The 16,976-nt window shown below is 59.5% G+C and carries 14 protein-coding genes and 1 pseudogene; 11 read left to right on the top strand and 4 right to left on the bottom strand.

Annotated features, from left to right (window positions below; genetic code table 11):
* On the top strand, window positions 1-1,238 hold a 1,238-nt coding region (locus AC6FTP_RS20200), incomplete at its 5' end, for an MgtC/SapB family protein (protein WP_497208713.1).
* Between the two features lie 4 nt (window positions 1,239-1,242).
* On the opposite strand, the gene AC6FTP_RS20195 is transcribed toward AC6FTP_RS20200, so the two are convergent.
* Complete coding sequence (locus tag AC6FTP_RS20195; protein ID WP_497208712.1) at window positions 1,243-1,497, bottom strand: hypothetical protein; 255 nt, start codon at window positions 1,495-1,497, stop codon at window positions 1,243-1,245.
* Between the two features lie 130 nt (window positions 1,498-1,627).
* Here AC6FTP_RS20195 and AC6FTP_RS20190 point away from each other — a divergent pair, with 130 nt between their 5' ends.
* From AC6FTP_RS20190 to AC6FTP_RS20175, 4 genes are all read left to right on the top strand, one after another.
* The gene (locus AC6FTP_RS20190) at window positions 1,628-2,566 is read left to right on the top strand and encodes a DnaJ C-terminal domain-containing protein (RefSeq protein WP_497208711.1); all 939 of its coding nucleotides are present in this window, start codon (window positions 1,628-1,630) and stop codon (window positions 2,564-2,566) included.
* 1 nt (window position 2,567) lies between these two features.
* Window positions 2,568-2,825, top strand: coding sequence for a chaperone modulator CbpM (locus tag AC6FTP_RS20185; RefSeq protein ID WP_497208710.1), 258 nt, complete (start codon window positions 2,568-2,570; stop codon window positions 2,823-2,825).
* A 156-nt stretch (window positions 2,826-2,981) separates the two neighbouring features.
* Window positions 2,982-3,443: a YMGG-like glycine zipper-containing protein gene (locus AC6FTP_RS20180; protein WP_497208709.1), complete on the top strand. Its 462-nt coding sequence runs from the start codon at window positions 2,982-2,984 to the stop codon at window positions 3,441-3,443.
* Window positions 3,444-3,582: 139 nt separating this feature from the next.
* The gene (locus tag AC6FTP_RS20175) at window positions 3,583-4,485 is read left to right on the top strand and encodes a metallophosphoesterase family protein (RefSeq protein ID WP_497208708.1); all 903 of its coding nucleotides are present in this window, start codon (window positions 3,583-3,585) and stop codon (window positions 4,483-4,485) included.
* On the opposite strand, the gene AC6FTP_RS20170 is transcribed toward AC6FTP_RS20175, so the two are convergent.
* Window positions 4,486-5,730 carry a sialidase family protein gene (locus AC6FTP_RS20170; RefSeq protein ID WP_497208707.1) on the bottom strand — a complete coding sequence of 415 codons (1,245 nt, stop codon included), beginning with the start codon at window positions 5,728-5,730 and terminating at the stop codon, window positions 4,486-4,488.
* Between the two features lie 115 nt (window positions 5,731-5,845).
* Here AC6FTP_RS20170 and AC6FTP_RS20165 point away from each other — a divergent pair, with 115 nt between their 5' ends.
* The gene (locus tag AC6FTP_RS20165) at window positions 5,846-7,351 is read left to right on the top strand and encodes a sulfatase-like hydrolase/transferase (RefSeq protein WP_497208706.1); all 1,506 of its coding nucleotides are present in this window, start codon (window positions 5,846-5,848) and stop codon (window positions 7,349-7,351) included.
* A 1-nt stretch (window position 7,352) separates the two neighbouring features.
* Here AC6FTP_RS20165 and AC6FTP_RS20160 read toward each other — a convergent pair whose 3' ends face one another.
* Entirely contained in the window at window positions 7,353-9,272 is a 1,920-nt protein-coding gene (locus AC6FTP_RS20160) for a VCBS repeat-containing protein (RefSeq protein ID WP_497208705.1), read from the bottom strand.
* A 41-nt stretch (window positions 9,273-9,313) separates the two neighbouring features.
* Here AC6FTP_RS20160 and AC6FTP_RS20155 point away from each other — a divergent pair, with 41 nt between their 5' ends.
* The gene (locus AC6FTP_RS20155; RefSeq protein WP_497208704.1) at window positions 9,314-9,982 is read left to right on the top strand and encodes a hypothetical protein; all 669 of its coding nucleotides are present in this window, start codon (window positions 9,314-9,316) and stop codon (window positions 9,980-9,982) included.
* Window positions 9,983-10,050: 68 nt separating this feature from the next.
* Here the strand turns inward: AC6FTP_RS20155 and AC6FTP_RS20150 are convergent, their stop codons facing one another.
* Window positions 10,051-11,889 (bottom strand): sialidase family protein, encoded by a 1,839-nt coding sequence (locus AC6FTP_RS20150; protein ID WP_497208703.1) that lies wholly within the window; start codon window positions 11,887-11,889, stop codon window positions 10,051-10,053.
* Window positions 11,890-11,962: 73 nt separating this feature from the next.
* Here AC6FTP_RS20150 and AC6FTP_RS20145 point away from each other — a divergent pair, with 73 nt between their 5' ends.
* From AC6FTP_RS20145 to AC6FTP_RS20130, 4 genes and pseudogenes are all read left to right on the top strand, one after another.
* Window positions 11,963-12,403, top strand: coding sequence for a YybH family protein (locus tag AC6FTP_RS20145; RefSeq protein WP_497208702.1), 441 nt, complete (start codon window positions 11,963-11,965; stop codon window positions 12,401-12,403).
* A 65-nt stretch (window positions 12,404-12,468) separates the two neighbouring features.
* Window positions 12,469-13,908: a Gfo/Idh/MocA family oxidoreductase gene (locus AC6FTP_RS20140; protein WP_497208701.1), complete on the top strand. Its 1,440-nt coding sequence runs from the start codon at window positions 12,469-12,471 to the stop codon at window positions 13,906-13,908.
* Between the two features lie 36 nt (window positions 13,909-13,944).
* Window positions 13,945-15,543 (top strand): annotated as a pseudogene (locus tag AC6FTP_RS20135) (FAD-dependent oxidoreductase).
* A complete protein-coding gene (locus AC6FTP_RS20130) occupies window positions 15,540-16,691 on the top strand; it encodes a sialidase family protein (protein ID WP_497208700.1) in 1,152 nt (383 codons plus the stop codon). Before AC6FTP_RS20135 ends, AC6FTP_RS20130 begins: the two are co-directional and overlap by 4 nt.
* Window positions 16,692-16,976: the final 285 nt, after the last annotated feature.

The following is a 16,976-nucleotide window of genomic DNA, read 5'->3' as shown; positions in this document are numbered from 1 at the left end:
AAACAAGCGAACTCCTGCAATCCTTCGGCACCGCGCTCGGGCTGGGTTTGCTCGTCGGCCTGCAGCGCGAGTGGGAGCAGAATCGAGTCGCGGGTATCCGCACCTTCGCCCTCGTCGGCGTTTTTGGAGCGTTGAGCGGATTGCTCGGTCTCATCTACGGCGGCTGGGTCATTGCTGCGGCACTGCTCGCCTTCGCGGGTCTTGTCGTGCTCGGCCATCTGGCGGAGCTGAAGCACAAAGAGCCCGACTCCGGCCTCACGACGGAGATGGCGCTGCTTGTCATGTTTGCCACCGGCATCATCACCGTCTCAGGCCAGCGACTGCTCGCCGTGATCATCGCCGGCAGTGTCATGGTGCTGCTGCAAAGCAAGAAGCCCCTGCACAACATGGTCCGACGCATCGGCGAGGATGATCTGCGTGAAATCGGCCGACTCGTGCTCGCCGGACTCGTGATCCTTCCCGCTCTGCCAAATCGTGAGATGGGCTATCTCGGTGTGCTGAATCCATTTTCGATCTGGCTGATGGTGGTGCTCATCGTTGGCATCAGTCTCGCGGCCTATCTCGCGGGTAAATTCCTCGGCGGCACGAAAGGCGCAGCGCTCGCGGGGATCCTAGGTGGGCTCATCTCCAGCACGGCCACCACGGCCAGCGTGGCACGCCGCAGCCATGATCAGGGAGCCTGCGGCATCTGCCTCGCCGCCATTTCGCTCATCGCTTCCGCCATCGTCTTCGTGCGTGTCATGGTCGAGGTTGCCATCGCCGCGCCTGCTCATTTGAAAGAGATGCTGCCCCCGCTGCTGGCGATGATGTTTTGGTTAGGGCTCGTCGCCGCCATCGCGCATCGCATCTCGGAAAAGTCAGGCAAACACACCGCCGATGAATCGCCGCCGTCCGAACTAAAGAGTGCCGTCGTCTTCGGTCTGCTTTACGCCGTCGTTTTGATCGTCGTGGCTGCCGCACGCGAGCATTTCGGCGACTCCGGCCTCTACATCGCCGCCGCGATCTCTGGCCTGACCGACATGGATGCCATCACTCTTTCCACCTCACGACTGGTCAGCACCGCCCATCTCGAAACCGGCACCGCCTGGCGCATGATCCTCGTCGGTGGACTGGCAAACATCGCCTTCAAAGGCATCCTCGTCGCAGTGCTCGGCGCGCGTGCTTTCATCAAGCCCGCGCTCTTCGGACTCGGCATCGCCCTGCTTGGCGGTGTTGGGATTTTGGTTCTCTGGCCGTGAGTGATCAGCCGCGTTTTTTGCGCGCCTGATTGCTGCGCTCCACCGGCTTCTGCGATTGACGAGACCCCATGACGCGATGCGTGGTCTTGCGGATCTCCTCGCGACCAGGACTGCCGTGCGTTCCTCTGGCACCGGGCTTTTCCTCGGTGTGAATCGCCTCCGTCACGGGCTTCTTCGGCGTCTTCAGGATGGCGGTCACGCCTGATGCAGCGGCCTTCTTTTTCTTCGCGGAACCGAGCGGGCTGGGTTTTGCTTTCATAGGCTGATCAATACGACCTGCCCACGCGGCATCCTTCTCCACTGTTGCCAATCATTGGTCATCCATTGCCAGCAAAGAATGCTGCATGAATGGCAACGACACGGCTGATCCCCGCGTTCATGGTTCAGTCATGCCCGCCCAGTTCAAAGATTACTATGCCACGCTCGGCGTCTCCCGAGATGCCAGTGCTGATGAGATCAAGAAAGCCTTCCGCAAACTCGCGCGCCAATACCATCCCGACACCGCGAAGGACAAGAAGACCGCCGAGGAGAAGTTCAAGGAGATCAACGAGGCTAACGAAGTGCTCGGCGATCCCGAGAAGCGCAAAAAGTATGACACGCTCGGTGCCAACTGGCAGGAGCCCGAGGCCGCCGCCCACGAGCAGGATGTACACTTCGGCGGCACCGGCTTCAGCGACTTCTTCGAGCAATACTTCAGCGGTGGCAGCCGCTACGGTTTCCCGCAGGGCTTTGACGAAGGCATCCCCACTGGCCGAACCAATCAAGCCCGGGCGCGTCGTGGTCACGACATCGAGGGAGACATCCTCGTCACGCTGGAGGAGGCCATGCACGGCACCCAGCGGCCCCTTTCGCTACAAACGATGAATCGTCAGACAGGCGCGGTAAACACACACACCTTTGAGGTGCGCATCCCGCCCGGTGCCACCGATGGCCGCCGCATCCGCGTGCCCGGTCAGGGAGAGCCCGGGATCAATGGCGGCGAAGCTGGCGATCTCTACCTGCGCGTGCGTCATGCCTCGCATCCCGACTTCACCACGCGTGAAGCCGACCTGCATCACGAACTCGACGTGGCTCCATGGGAGGCCGTGCTCGGCGCGGAAGTGATCGTTCCCACACTCGATGGCTCCATCAAACTGCGCATCCCCGCAGGTACGGAAGACCACCAACATCTTCGCGTGCGTGGCAAAGGTCTGCCAAAGGGCAAGACCGGCGAACGCGGTGATTACTTTGTCACCATCAACGTCGTGCTGCCGACAGAGATCAGCGACGACGAACGCAAGCTCTGGGAGCAGCTCCGCAGCACATCCACCTTCAAACCTCGCGCCTGACATGAACGAACCCATGCCCGAAGCCAGCTACAGCCTGGAAATTGTGTCCGAACTCACCGGGGTCTCCACGCAAACCATCGTGCAATATCAGGAGCACGGCCTCATCCAGCCTGCGTTTGATGACGAAACCATCCGCGCGCTGCGCCGCATCGAGCATCTGCGCGAGACATGTGAGATGAACCTCGCAGGTTTGAAGCTGCTCACCCAGCTTTTGGAGGAAGTGGAGCGCTTGCACGCCGAACTCAGGGGACTTCGATGAGCTGATCGTTTCGGCAATTTCTGAAAATATCACAGCTCATTGGATTCAGTGAAAACAAGGGCTGGTTTTGTCCTTCTGTGTCTGAATGAATCGGTTAAAAGCTTGGTCTATGTCCAACGCTCGTGAGTTCGTCATGAGCATAACCTACTCAACACTATGAAATCAATACCACATCGCATGGTCATGGTCGGTGCCCTCGGAATCGCGCTGACATTATCCTCCTGTGTCAGCCCTTATGCAGGCCCGAATGAGCGTCAGGGGGCCGTTGTAGGCGCTGTCGGTGGTGGATTGCTCGGTGCCATCATTGGCAATCAGAGCGGTCGGCCGCTGGAAGGGGCGGCCATTGGAGGGCTGCTCGGTTCTCTTGCTGGGACGCAGATCGGAGCCAGCCGGGACTCACGCTACTATTACAGCAACTACAATCGTGGCTACTATGTGCGCCGCCAGCCGGTCTATCAGCGCATCTACAATCCATATCGCCCCTCGCCCTACCGCTACAGCAGAACGCCTTATTACGGATACCGCACTCCTTATCGGAGCAACTACCACTTCTCCAGCTACAACACACCGATGTATGGCTTTGGAAGAGGCTGGGGTTACAGCCCCTACTGCTGGTGATCGAGTGTGCGGCTGAACCATGGATGGGAGCCCGGCCAAAGTGCCGGGCTTCGTTTTTTCTGGCGTGGGCACAGGACAATAACCGCCAAATCAAAGCTCTGGACAGTCCCCACCTATTGGCTGCGTTATAAGTCCAACCATGCCCATCACCTTCCCTCCCATTTCCCGTCGCCAATGGATCAAAGGCAGCCTCGCTGCGGCCCTGGCTCCAAGTTTCGCCCAGGCTGCATCCAACGATGGAGAACTCTGGGTGCTCTTCTCGGACACCCACATCGCCGCTGACGTAAAGCTCGAAGCGCGCGGTGCCGTCATGGGTGAAAATCTCCAGCGTTGCGTCAATCAGGTGCTGAAGATCGGCCAGAAGCCATTCGGCGTCCTCGTGAATGGAGACTGCGCGTATCTCGACGGACAGCAGGCCGACTACGACACCTTCGTGAAGCTCATCGAGCCCCTGCGCGAGTCAGCCATCCAGGTCCACTGCACCCTCGGCAATCATGATGATCGCAAACACTTCATCGGTGCCATGACCAGCCCGCAGGACCCACGTCCTGTCGAAGGCAAGCATGTCGAAGTCCTCAGCTCCGCCACCATGAACTGGGTGCTGCTCGACTCACTTCACGAAGTAAACAAAACCCCCGGTGAACTCGGTGAACTCCAGCTCGGCTGGCTTGACCGCTCGCTCGCCTCATGCCCTGACAAGCCCACCATCGTCATGGCGCATCACAACCCGCAAGCACCCGTTCCTGAAGGTAAGAAGCCCGGCGGCATGATGGATAGTGATGCGATGTTTGTCATCCTCGCCAAGCACAAAAAGGTCAAAGCCTTCGTCTATGGCCACACCCACACCTGGGAGCACAAAAAGCACGAAGCCACCGGCATCCAGCTCATCAATCTGCCGCCCGTGGCTTACGTCTTTGGCAAAGAACGGCCCAACGGCTTCGTCACTGCACGAGCTACGGCTGAGAAGCTCACGCTGGAGCTTCGCGCCCTAAATCCCGCCCATGATCAGCATGGTGAGAAGGTCGAGATCCCCTTCGTCTGATCACTTCTTCAGCTTCGCATCCAGTTCGCTCAGCTTGAAACGCAAGCTCACCACATAGGCGGGTTCATTCTCCGTCCAGTGGCCATACGTCGTCGTCACGATGGTGTCATCCGGCAGCACTTCCACGCCAGGGTAGGTGCAGTCCGCACCCTTCGTGTTGTCCATGATCCGTACGCGATACTGCCCCTCGGCGCCTTTCACGATGTCTTCATAAGTTCCCACCCAGCCGACCCAGTCGCCCTTCGTCACGCTCACATGCGTCGTATCACGGAAGCTGATGAAAAGCCGCCCATCCTTCGTGTACTTCGCCACATGGCGATCACCCGTCAGTGCAGCCGGAAGTTCCTTCGGCTCCGTCCATGTCAGCCCTTCATCGTTGGAGAAGATGACAAACGAGTTGTACTTCCGCGAGTTCTCCCGCAGCAGCACGGCGATCTGTTTCCCATCGGGTGACCTCAATGCACCGGGCTCGCAAAGGTTCGCATCAGGCAGCATCGCAATCGGCACCGGCACACTCCACGTCAGCCCGCCATCTTTGGAAAGCGTCGTGTAAACCCAGAAACGCCAGGGCTTCGCTGTCGATGAACTGTACTCCGGCACATGCGGGCTTTTGATGCGGTATTTCTCCTCGCTGCCACCTCGGATGAAGCGCCCATCATCGTGGAAGAACGCCAGGTAATGCCCCAGCGTTTTCAGATCGATCACCGTCCCCATCGTCACCACGCCGCCGAAATCGCCGATGGGCTTCAGCTCGCTCCACGTTGCTCCATCATCCTCACTCACGGCCATGCGGATCGGATGCAGACCGCTGAACATGATCAGCCGCTTCTTTCCCGCTGCATCCACCACGCGATGCAACGTCGGCACTTCCAATGAGGTCTCCCACGACTTCGGAGTCGGCAGCCGTTCGCTCCAAGTCAAACCGGCATCGTTGCTGCGCTTGTACACGATCGCACCCCGTCCATGTCCCTTGGGATAGACCGTCAGCATCGTCTTTTGATCCTCCAGCAGCACCGTCGTCGGATGCCCGAGATACTGCCCGGCCTCACGATCCACGATCACCTGCCGCTGCTTCTCCCCGCTGATGTCCACGACTGGGATCGTATAGCCTGGGGCCAGCTTCGTTTTGAGATTCTTCGGTGGAGCCAAAACCACATCTTTCTTCTGCAAAGAAGTCTGCTGAGCCTGGGTGGATGCCACAGTCGCCAATGTCATGAGGGTGAGAGCGAGGGAGATAGTCTTCATGGTCGTCTACATGAACGTCCGACTTCACCTGACTCCATCCGGTCTCACCATGAAACCAGCCCCAGCATCTTTGCGGCTACAAAGCTATCCAGCGCGACGTTTACCGCGCACCACCATGAAAGCATACGCCCTGCTCATCCTCTGCCTGCTGGCCTGTCAGATCTTCGCCGCACCGAAGCCGCCAAACATCCTTTTCATCTATGCTGACGACCAATCGACGAAAACCGTCGGCTGCTACCCCGGCTCATGGCCTTGGGTGAAGACACCAAACATCGACTCGCTGGCAAAGAACGGCGTGCGCTTTCATGCCGCGTATCTCGGCTCCTGGTGCATGCCATCGCGCGCCACACTGCTTACCGGGCGTCATCCGCATGGCATCGAGTCCATGTCCATGACAGGCAAATACCCCGGCAGCACTTACGATCCAAAGCAGTGTCCTTTCATTCCCGCGCAGATGCGCCAGCAGGGTTATCACACCGCGCACATCGGCAAGTGGCACACCGGCACCGACTCCGGCTGGGGCCGCGACTGGGATCACCAGATCGTCTGGAACCGTCCGCTGCATCCCGAGAATGCCGGCGCCTATTACGAAAAGCAGATCCTCAGCATCGACGGCAAAGAGCAAACGGTGGACGGCTATCCTGCTGACAACTACACGCAGTGGTCGCTCGACTACATTCGTGGAAAAAAACGCGACACCTCAAAGCCCTGGTATCTCTGGCTCTGCTACGGTAGCGTTCATGGCCCCTCCAAGCCGGCGAAACGCCATCTCGGCAGCTACACAAACGGTGAAGTGCCTGTTCCCGCCGACATCTTCCCGCCTCGCGAAGGCAAACCCGATTACCTCAACAAAATGCAGGCCTGGGCCAAAGGTGAAGATGGTCATCCAATCGCCAAAAAGGGCGGCGAAGCCTTCGGTGAGACGAAAAAAGCCAAGCGCTTCGACGACTGGGTCCGCCAAGTGAACGAATGCGTGCCCGCCATCGACGAAGGCGTCGGCCAATTGATCGCCACGCTCAAAGAAACCGGTCAGTACGACAACACGCTCATCATCTACACCGCCGACCAAGGCTTCAGCATGGGCGAGCACGGCTTCCGCACCAAGCTCGCGCCTTACGACGCGAACTATCGCTCACCGCTCATCGTCAGCATGCCCGCCCGCTTTCCCACTGGTAAAGTGTGTGACGCATCGGTGAACGCGCCCGACCTCGCCGCCACCTTCCTCGCTATGACTGGCGTCAAAGTGCCGTGGCCCGTGCATGGTCGCGATCTCACGCCGCTGCTCGAAAAGCCCGACACCGTCTGGCCGAACGCATGCTACTACGAACACATGGGGAATGAATACGGCTCCAAAGTCAGCCAGACCATTCTCACCCAAGGCAAGCAGGACAACTTCCAAGGCGTACCGCTCTACTCCGCGCTTGTTCTGAATCACTTCAAGCTCGTGCATTACCTCGACGGTCAATCAGGCGAAGAACTCTACGATCTCACCAGCGATCCCGAAGAACTCAAGAACCTCATCGCCGACCCAGCTCACGCAGAGCGCATCACGAATCTGCGCGAAGCAATGAAAGCCGAACTTAAGCGCACGGAGGCAGGGTTCACCGACTTCGTGAAGTAAGTCACGGCATCGTCGTCAGCTTCTTGCCAGGCAGCAAAAACAACCGCCCCGCTTCATTGCAGATCAGCAGATTCGGCCCGTCTTTGCCGAGCATGGTGCCCACGGCACCGGTTTCGTGTGCACCGCCGGGCTGAATGACTTTTCCTTCGCTGTCACGAAACACCACCGGCCTGGCGAAGGTGTTGTCGCCTTGATTCAGCATCAGCAGCGGTGTGCCCAGCGTCTTCTTGCCAATCGTTGGCATCGGATAGCCCGTCTCGCGATCCGGGATCGAAACCACGCGGCCCGTGCCGATCACGAAATCGAGATGACCATCTTGATTCCAATCAAAGAGGTCAAGCTTGCAGCGTCCGCTCATGCCGCCCACACCGCCACTGGTGCCGATGGGCTTCCCGTCGGCGAGTTTGAGCTTACCGCCGTCTTCCACATTGAAGTCGTCGATACGCCAGTAGAGATGAAAATGATCCTCACCATCCACGATGGCCAGCGCCATGCGCTCGCCGATCTTCGCCACCGCCGGGCGGCAGCGCCACATGCCATGCAGGTCGATCCCATCGCAGTAAATCGGATGCGCCGCGTCGAGCTTCGGCTCCGTTTTCGTGCCGCGATTCAGGTAGATGCGGTAATCGCCCGTGATGTCGCCCGTGATGATGTCCGGCAGCGAATCACCGTTCCAATCGATGACGTTCGGCGAGAGATACCCCCACCGCGCCTCCTGCAAGCCTTGCAAACTGCCCGAGTAGCCCGCCTGCACCTGGATCGCTTGTCCACCGGCCTCCACACGCGTCGCTGGCAAAAACTTCGGCTCATCATTGCTGCCCCTGTTTTCAAAGAAGAGCACAAAGCCCTCCGAATTGCCCGCCAGGATGTCCAGCATGCCATCGCAGTTCCAATCCACCGTCGTCGGCGAGGGCAGCGTGCCCGCGTAAAGGTCCGCGTTCTCCTGCAACACCGAAACCGGCTCCGCAAACACGGGCGCGCCCGTCTTCGCCCACTTCCCGGTGAAGCGATAAAAATACAGCGATCCCTCACCACACGCGATCAAGCCCCCGGGATACGCCGACACGCTCGGATTGATGCTCGGATGTCGCAGCGCATTACCATCCTCGCCCGCGACAAGTCGCTTCGTTTCGAGATCAAAACCGCTCGCGGCCTTGTTGTGATAAAACACCAGATTGCCCTGCCGCGAGCCGGTGATGACGTCCTGCTCATGCCCCGTCCCCAGATTGATGCCCGTGATGCCGTGCATCGAGAAGAACACCTCGTTCGGCGTCTTCGTAATCTTCCTCACCTCGCCCTTCGCCGTCATGCCCATCAGATAACGATACCGCATCTCCCCCACCGCGATCCCCGATGAGTTGAACGGCCGCCACTCCTCCGTGTTCGGGCTGCCTTCGGTGCCTTTGCCACCGTTCGACACATCAAACGCGATGTCATAACCGCCATCCACATTCACCAGCACACCAAGACTTGATGGCGACTTCACCGCCTTCGGCAGCTTCTCGCGCTTCGTCTCACGAAACTCGAGCTTCTCGCGATCAAAGACCGTCGTCACCAGCTCCTCTTTGTCGATCCACAGTCCGATGATGCTGCCATTCTTCTCTTGAAACACCGAGCCCTTGTCCTTGAAGGCGCACTTCACCACCACCGGCTCCGCGAAGACTGGTGCGCCATTCTCCGCCGTGTCCACCCACTCGAACAAATGCACCGCCTGCGGCCCGCCATAGCCCGCCACGAAGAGATCCGGCTGCTTCCCTCCAAACACCCGCGCATGTCCGAGCACATGATGATTCAAATTCACCAACGCCAACGGCCCACGCCCCTTCGGAGCCGCTGATGGCAGTGCCTTCGTACCCGACGGCAGATGCGGCTCTGCACGGCAGGCGGAGACGAGGAGAATGAGCAGAAGGAGTGGCTTCATAGTAGATTCGAATGGCATTCGAATCTATCCTCGCAATCCCAATGAAAACCATTCTCTTCGCTCTTCTGCTGGCTTCCCAGGCCCTCGCCCAAACTCCGGTGCCTCCGGCCACGCAGACCTGCCTTCCAGACAAACCGATCGCGGCAGAGAAGTTCGATAAGCCGGAGTCCTTCGCCAAAGAAAAGCAGCCAGGCACCAACGGATGGCGTGCGGGGATCGGAACGTGGAGCATCAGGGATGGCGCGGCTTATGCCTTGCAGGAAGGGCCGAGTGAAAAACGCCCGAACGGCCACGAAGCGGTCTGCGAACATCTTGTGGACCTCGGTGATCTGGTTTTGACAGGCGAGTTCAAGCTTGGTGCCTCGCCGCAGGTCGGATTCGTCTGCCGAGACACGAACAAGCCGAACCATCACCTCGGCCGCGTCGTCATCACGCCGACAGCGATTTGGATTCAAAAGATGAGCGGCATCTCGAAAGAAACGCGCCGTGAAGAACTGAAGAAGATCGAGGTCAAACTCGATCCCAGCACCTGGCACCGCATCACCGTGGAAGTTTGTGGCGACCGGTGGTTCGCGAAGATCGACGACCACACGCTGGAAGCCACTCACGAGCGCTTCAAAGACCGTAAAGGTCGCGTCGGCATGGTGGCGAGAGCCGAAGGGGCGCAGTTCCGCAATCTGGAGCTTTGGAGTGCGAAGCCGAGGTCGTAAGGTGGTTGAGTCTCTGGACTTGTCTGACGCAGCCGGGATGGCTGCACCACACTTCGCGCGGACAGCGTTCACTTGTTCAGCCAGCGTGGCACGATGGTCTTCACATACTCCTGCTGCCATGAAGCCACTTGTTCAGTCGTGACCGCAGGCGCGTTCGGATCGCTGATTTGAGCCTTCACGTGCCGAATGATGATGCCCTGCGGATCAGGCGTGTTCGCAGCCGAACGGATGCGAACATAACTCACACCATTGAGCGTGCGCGAGTGCAGCGGGAGGGTGGAGATGAGTTTATCGTCGAGACGATACTCACACTGGCCACGTCCTAGGTCCCAGCGCAGTGAAAGGTTGTGCCAAGTGTCTGGCTGGGTGTTCTCATCGGTCGCACGGGCCTGAAACACGGCGGCTTCTTCGCCGACGGTGTTCGAGGGATCGAAGAAGCGGTCGTTGAGGGAAAAGATCGCGCCTTGCGAGCCTGCGGGAAGGCGGATGCGGGCGGTGAGTTCGCCGCGCCAGCCGTTGGGGAAGTTCCACACGGCGGTGTCGGGCTCGCTGGGGGCGTTGGTTTCATCGGACGATGCGACATGGCGCACATGCAGGCTGCGGGTGTCTTTTTCGCCGGGTGTTTCGATAAGTTCGCAGCCGATACGGCGAGCACGCCACCAGCGCTTCGCGGGGCCGATGTGTTGATAGACGGTCCATTGCGCGAGACCGTCGCGGAAGTCAGATTCGGCGCTGGTGGCGGTGATCCAATCGGGATCGACGAGGATCGGATTGCGCCCGCCTTTGCCCTGACCAGCGAGGACGACGATCTGTCCCTCTTCGGTAAAAGCCGCGAGCGGATAAGCCGTGCCGCGATCACCGGACGCGGAGGGATTGTCGTTGCGACGATGATCGAGGTAGATCTCGCGAAATCCCTGCCAGGTGCGGCCATCATCGGACGAGATGGCGATGTGCAGCGCATCGCGCCCGCCATACACGCCGACGTCTTCGTGCTTCGGCGGCAGTTCGCAGTTGTTCCAGGTCAAAACGAGCCGTCCATCGCGATGGCGGAGCAGATTGGCGGGACCGGTCGAGGTGCGAAAACGTGAGGGAGCAGCGGCTGACCATGTGGTGCCGTTGTCTTTGGAAACAGACTCGTAAAGGCAACCCGCCTGCGTGCGCATGAGCATCCAGATGGAGCCATCGCGCAATTCTTCAAAGCAGGGCTCGCAGGCTCCTTCGTTCGAGCCGTTGTAGCCTTCGTAGCAGGGCGAGGTGAGCTTTGAAGCGCTGAGCTGCCAGCTAGCACCACCGTCGTCGGAGTATTCGATCACTGTCTCGTGGCGACCGGTGGGCGGCACGGCCTTTCCAAAAGGACGATAGCTTCCATGCGGCACAAGCAGGCGACCGCTCGCGAGGCGCTGATACTCCATCTGCGAGCCATTGTAGCCGCGCCACGTGCGCATCGGCTCGGAAACGGCCGTGGCATTCCCTTGTCGATACCACACATCCAAATACAGCGGCAGGCCGATACGAGCCGCGTCCTCTTTGCTGTGGCGTTCCGACTTCACCGTGATGCTGCGCACCGTGCCATCGGCGGCGAGCAAGTTCTGCGCGTTGTTGAGGATTCCGCTTTCGATCAGTGGCTTCGATTTGGCGATGCTCTCAGGCAAAGCAGGCCGCAGCGTGTGCTTCACGCCCTGCGCGTCCGGCAGACTCAGCGGCTCCGCGCTGGGCGCGTAGGGATTGTAGAAAGAAAAACCGCCGTCTTCGCGGCGCAGGATGGCATAACCGGAACGCGTGCCACTCGGCGCGGTGGCATCGTGGCCGGCATCTTCGAGAAACAGCATGCGTGGCGGCTCGGCGGCTCCGGCGAGGCTGCCGAGCAGGCAAAACGCCAGCGTGGCGCATGGAAGGAAGTGGTTCATATTTGGGATGATTCAAAAACGCGGCTGGATGTCGAGTCTGTGCCGGTCATCTGGGTCAAACCAACGCATCTTCATGAAAAATCTCCTCCTGATGTTCTTTGGCGACTTATCCATCGTTACCATGGCCACCGCTCAAACCGATATGAACCACGCCACCGCCCTCTCCGCCTACGTCGAGGCTCTCAACACGCATTCGTGGGATCGGATCGCCCCGCATGTGGCGGAGGATGCCGTGTTCATTTTCACGGAGGACACCTTTGTCGGCAAAGCGGCGGCGAAGGGGGCATTCGAGAAGACTTTCAAGCTGATCGAAAACGAGGTCTTTAGTCTTCACGACATCGTCTGGACCGTCATCACCGATGACGTGGCTGCCTGCCGCTACGAGTTTCGCTGGAAGGGCCTCATCAGTGGCCAAGAAGCCTCCGGCGGCGGGCGCGGCACCAGCATCCTGCGCAAGGTCGATGGACGTTGGCTCATCGCGCACGAGCATCTGGGGCCTTATCCTCGAAAGTGATGCCTCTCCAATTGAGTTATCTCTTCTGGCCTCCAACTCTGATTTCCCCACTCGTTTCCTGAACCATGAAAACACCTGACATAACCCCTTCCTCCTCCCGGCGTCGCTTCGTCAAACAATCCGTCGCGGCGGGTTTGAGCTTCAATTTCCTTCCGGCCTACCTGACCAGCGCACGCGCAGCGGACAATCCGAAGTTGCCGCCGAGCCGACGGATCAATCTGGGCTGCATTGGCATCGGTGGACGCGCGGGCAGTGTCATTCCGGGGCTCACGGCGGGTGGCATTGCCACGCCGGTGGCCTTTACGGATGTGGACTTCGTTACGGCGAAGAGTTTGGAGAAGAACCTGACGGCCTTCCCTGACGTGAAGCGCTTCCACGACTTTCGCGAGATGCTCGACAAGATGGGTAAGGATATCGACGCAGTCAGCGTGGTGACGCCGGATCACACGCACTTCACCGCCGCGATCAGCGCGATGGCGCTCGGCAAGCATGTGTATGTGGAGAAGCCGCTCACGCACACTTTTGAGGAAGCGGAGATCCTCATGCGGGCGGAAAAGAAGTTCAAAGTGGTCACGCAGATGGGCAACCAAGGTCATACCTCCGCCGGAGCGGAGCAGTTCAAGCAAATGCTCGCGGCGGGCATCGTGGATGACATCGTGAAGATCCAAGCATGGAAGTCGCCCTCGCTTTGGTTCATGAATGCCGCCGAGCGTGCGCTCGTGAAGGGCTATCCAGCGGAGGAACCGAAGCCAGAAACGTTGAACTGGGACCTTTGGTGCGGTCCGCAGGAAGTGAAGCCCTACAGCAAGATGTATCACCCGTTTAACTGGCGCGGCTTTCACCTCTACGGCGGCGGCATGTTCGGCGACTGGGGCGCTCACATCATCGACTTTGCCCATGATCACCTGAAGCTCGGTTTGCCCACGCGTATCACCCCGCTGGCTCTCGCGGATTACAACCGAGTGAGCTACCCGCTCAGCTCGGATATTCGCTTCGAGTTCCCGGCCCGTGGCGAGAAATTGCCTGCTGTGGAGCTTCACTGGAAAGCCGGTGGCGACATCAAGTTCGATATCGAAGAGAAATACGGCGACCCAGGCCCCGACGGCAAAGTCGTGATCCCCAATCCCGGCAATGCAGGGTCCCTCCTCCACCGCAAACAGGGCGACTACCTGGTGCAGCGCGGCTCGCATGATCGTCACTCGCTCTTGTATCCACGATCGAAGATGGTGGAGCATAAAGACGCCATGGGCCTGCATCCCTTGAAGCGCAATCACTTCGACAGCTTCATCAACGCCTGCATGGGCGAAGGCACGACCGAATCGCCCTTCAGCGTCTCCGGCCTGCTCACCCAGGTCTTGAACCTCGGCACCATCGGCGAGTATCTGAACGTCGATCTTCAGTTTGATCCGACTACGAAGCGCTTCATCGGCAACGACGAAGCCAACGCCCGTCTGGCAGGACCAGCCCCGCGTACCGAGTGGGCGGATTGCTACAAGCTGGCGTAAGCTGCTGTGCCTGTTCTGAGCTGCAAAAGAACCAATATGGGACGGATCAAGATCATCTTTGCCCTGTTTGCATTCTTTTGCGGCCAAGGGCTCGCGCAGGATGTCATCATCTACGGCGGCACGCCGGGTGGCATCGCCGCAGCAATTTCAGCAGCGCGGATGGGACGTGGGGTCACCCTGGTCGAATACAACGACCACATCGGCGGCATGACGACGAGCGGGTTGGGCAAGAGCGACATCTAAAACCGCGCGATGATCGGCGGCATCTTCAAGGAGTTCGTCTCGGGTGTGCTCAAGCACTACATCGCAAAATACGGCCCTGAGCACGAGAACACAAAGCTCTGCCAGGATGGCTACTACGCGGAGCCGCATGTGGCGGAGAAGGTCTTCGAGGCGATGCTCGCCAAGGAGCCGAAAATCACGATGATGAAGGGCTGGAGGCTTCAAGCGACCCATGTCAGCGACAACAAGCTGCTAGGCATCACGGTCGTGAATCGGCAAAATGGCGCGGAGAAGCGCCTGGAGGCCAAAATCTTCATCGACGCTACCTACGAAGGTGATTTGTATGCCGCTGCTGGCGCGAAATTTCGGCTTGGCCGCGAGTCTAAAGCCGAGTTCGACGAGGAACACGCGGGCGTTGTCTATTTCGACTATCAGGCGCACGAGTTTCTGCCCGGCAGCACAGGCGCTGCTGCGACTGACCTGCCCGCTTACACCTACCGGCTTTGTTTGACCAAGGATCCGCAGAACGCGCATCGCCTGACCGAGCCGCCTGCGGGCTATAACCGCAAAGACTACCTCGGCTACTTTGACGATCTCAAAGCAGGTCGTCTCGCCGGACCAAAGGTGTTCAAGCCGGGGCGTGGCTACAATCCGAAGCATTTCGACACGCTGGTGCGCGCCTTGTCGGTCGCTGACATTCCCAACAACAAGCACGATGTGAACATCAATCCGCGTCCGCTCGGATTTCCATTCCCCGAGGAGAATCGCGGCTATATCGAGGGCGATAAGGCGGCGCGTGAGCGCATCCGTCAGCGGCATCGCGGCCTTGTGCTCGGACTGTTGTGGTTTTTGCAGAATGACCCCGAAGTGCCGGAGGCGCACCGTGCGCTGGCGAACGAGATGCATTTGCCGAAGGACGAGTTCACCGACAACGTGCACTTCCCCTGGCAGCTCTATGTACGCGAGGGTCGCCGACTCGTCGGTGAATACACGCTCACGCAGCACGACATCACCGGCAAAGGCCAGGAGCCGAAGCATCACGATGACAGCATCGCCGTCGGCGAGTTTCCCATCGACAGCTTTCCCTGCCGCAAGCGCCAGCCCGGCGACACGCTCGTGCTCGAAGGCTACCTCGGCATGCTCGACTACATCACACGGCCTTACGAGATCCCGTATCGCATCATGATCCCGGAGAAGATCGACGGACTCATCGTCCCCGTCGCCGCCAGCACCACGCATGTGGCCTTCTCCAGCATCCGAATGGAGCCGACCTGGATGGCGCTTGGTCAGGCAGCGGGAGTCGCCGCGCATCTGGCGATCCTAAACGAGGTCGAGCCGCGCAAGGTGCCTCTCACAACCCTTCAATCACGACTCGTCGATCAAGGGCAGGTCATTCGTCATCGCAAACCATGAATCGAATCGCAACTCTCATCACTGCCGCATCGCTCGCATCTTTGTCGGTCATCGCTCAAGACAACGCACGTCTCGACACGGGTGATCCAGCGGCCAAATCGACCGCCGCACCGACGCTGAAGCCCGTGACGCAGGAAAATGTGATCGTTTACAAGGAACCCGGTCGCTACGGCGGCTGGCCGGCGAATCAGGGGCTGTGGCAATGGGGCGATGAACTCGTCGCGGGCTTCACGGCGACTTACTACAAGGAGACAACCACCGATCACCGCATCGATCGCACGAAGCCGAGTCATCGCGTGCAGGCCCGCAGTCTCGATGGCGGGAAGACGTGGAAGGTCGAGGCGGATCAGCCTTACTCGGACCGCAAAGATGAGCCCGAGGCTGTGGCACTCAAGGCACCGCTCGACTTCACCGCGCCGGACTTTGCGATGATGTTTCGCTTCAAAACACTGCACACCGGCCCGTCGTGGTTCTACACGACGTATGACCGTTGCAAGACGTGGCAGGGGCCGTTCAAGTTCGATGTCGAGGGCGTGGACGGCATCTCCACGCGCACCGATCTCATCGTGCTCGGGCCGCGCGATTGCCTCATGTTCGGCAGTTGCGGCAAGAAGTCGGACAACAAAGAAGGCCGAGTGTTTTGTGCTCGCACCACCAATGGCGGGCTGACGTGGCAGCTCCAGGGCTACATCGGCGAGGAGCCTCCGAAGGGCGGTTTCGCCATCATGCCCAGCAGCGTGCGCACGGAGGGCGGCGCGCTGCTCACTACGCTTCGCAAAGGCAAACCGGACTACACCATCGAACTCTGGCGCAGCGATGATCTGGGCAAGTCGTGGTCAAAAGTCAGCGATGTCACCGGCAACATCGGCGGTAATCCGCCCGCCACCGTTTTGCTGCCCGATGACCGCCTCTGCGTGGCCTACGGCCACCGCAAAAAACCCTTCGGCATCCGCGCACGCATCAGCGCCGATGAAGGCAAGACCTGGAAGCCCGAGATCATCCTGCGCGACGACGGCTTCGACGGTGATCTCGGTTATCCTCGCACGATTGTTCGCCCCGATGGCCGCGTGCTCACGATCTACTACTTCAACGGTCCCCAAGCCTCCGACCGCGCCATCGAAGCCACCTTCTGGAACGCGCAGAAGTAGCTTCGATTGGCAATCATATACAATAGAGCCTTCATTTTGCGAAGGGAATGTCTCCCAAGGCTCACACAATCAAGGGTTTATAGAGGCCATATTGCCGGAGGTTGACACCTCATCCGGTGGTATGCAGGACACAATTAGGACAAGCGAGGAAGGCACTCGGAAAAGAGGGCGGCCATTCTTGAAGATGAAGCATGGTAGCGCTGTGGTGCCGATCTACAAGGGCCGTGTCCGCAGGTGGGATTGCTACACCGTGGCCTATCACATGAACGGCAAGCGCGTGCGGCG

The organism is Prosthecobacter sp. (assembly GCF_044378005.1).
Taxonomy (GTDB): Bacteria; Verrucomicrobiota; Verrucomicrobiia; order Verrucomicrobiales; family Verrucomicrobiaceae; genus Prosthecobacter.
The sequence above is the reverse complement of the archived record's forward strand: the minus strand, read 5'-3'. Positions and strand labels throughout refer to the sequence as shown.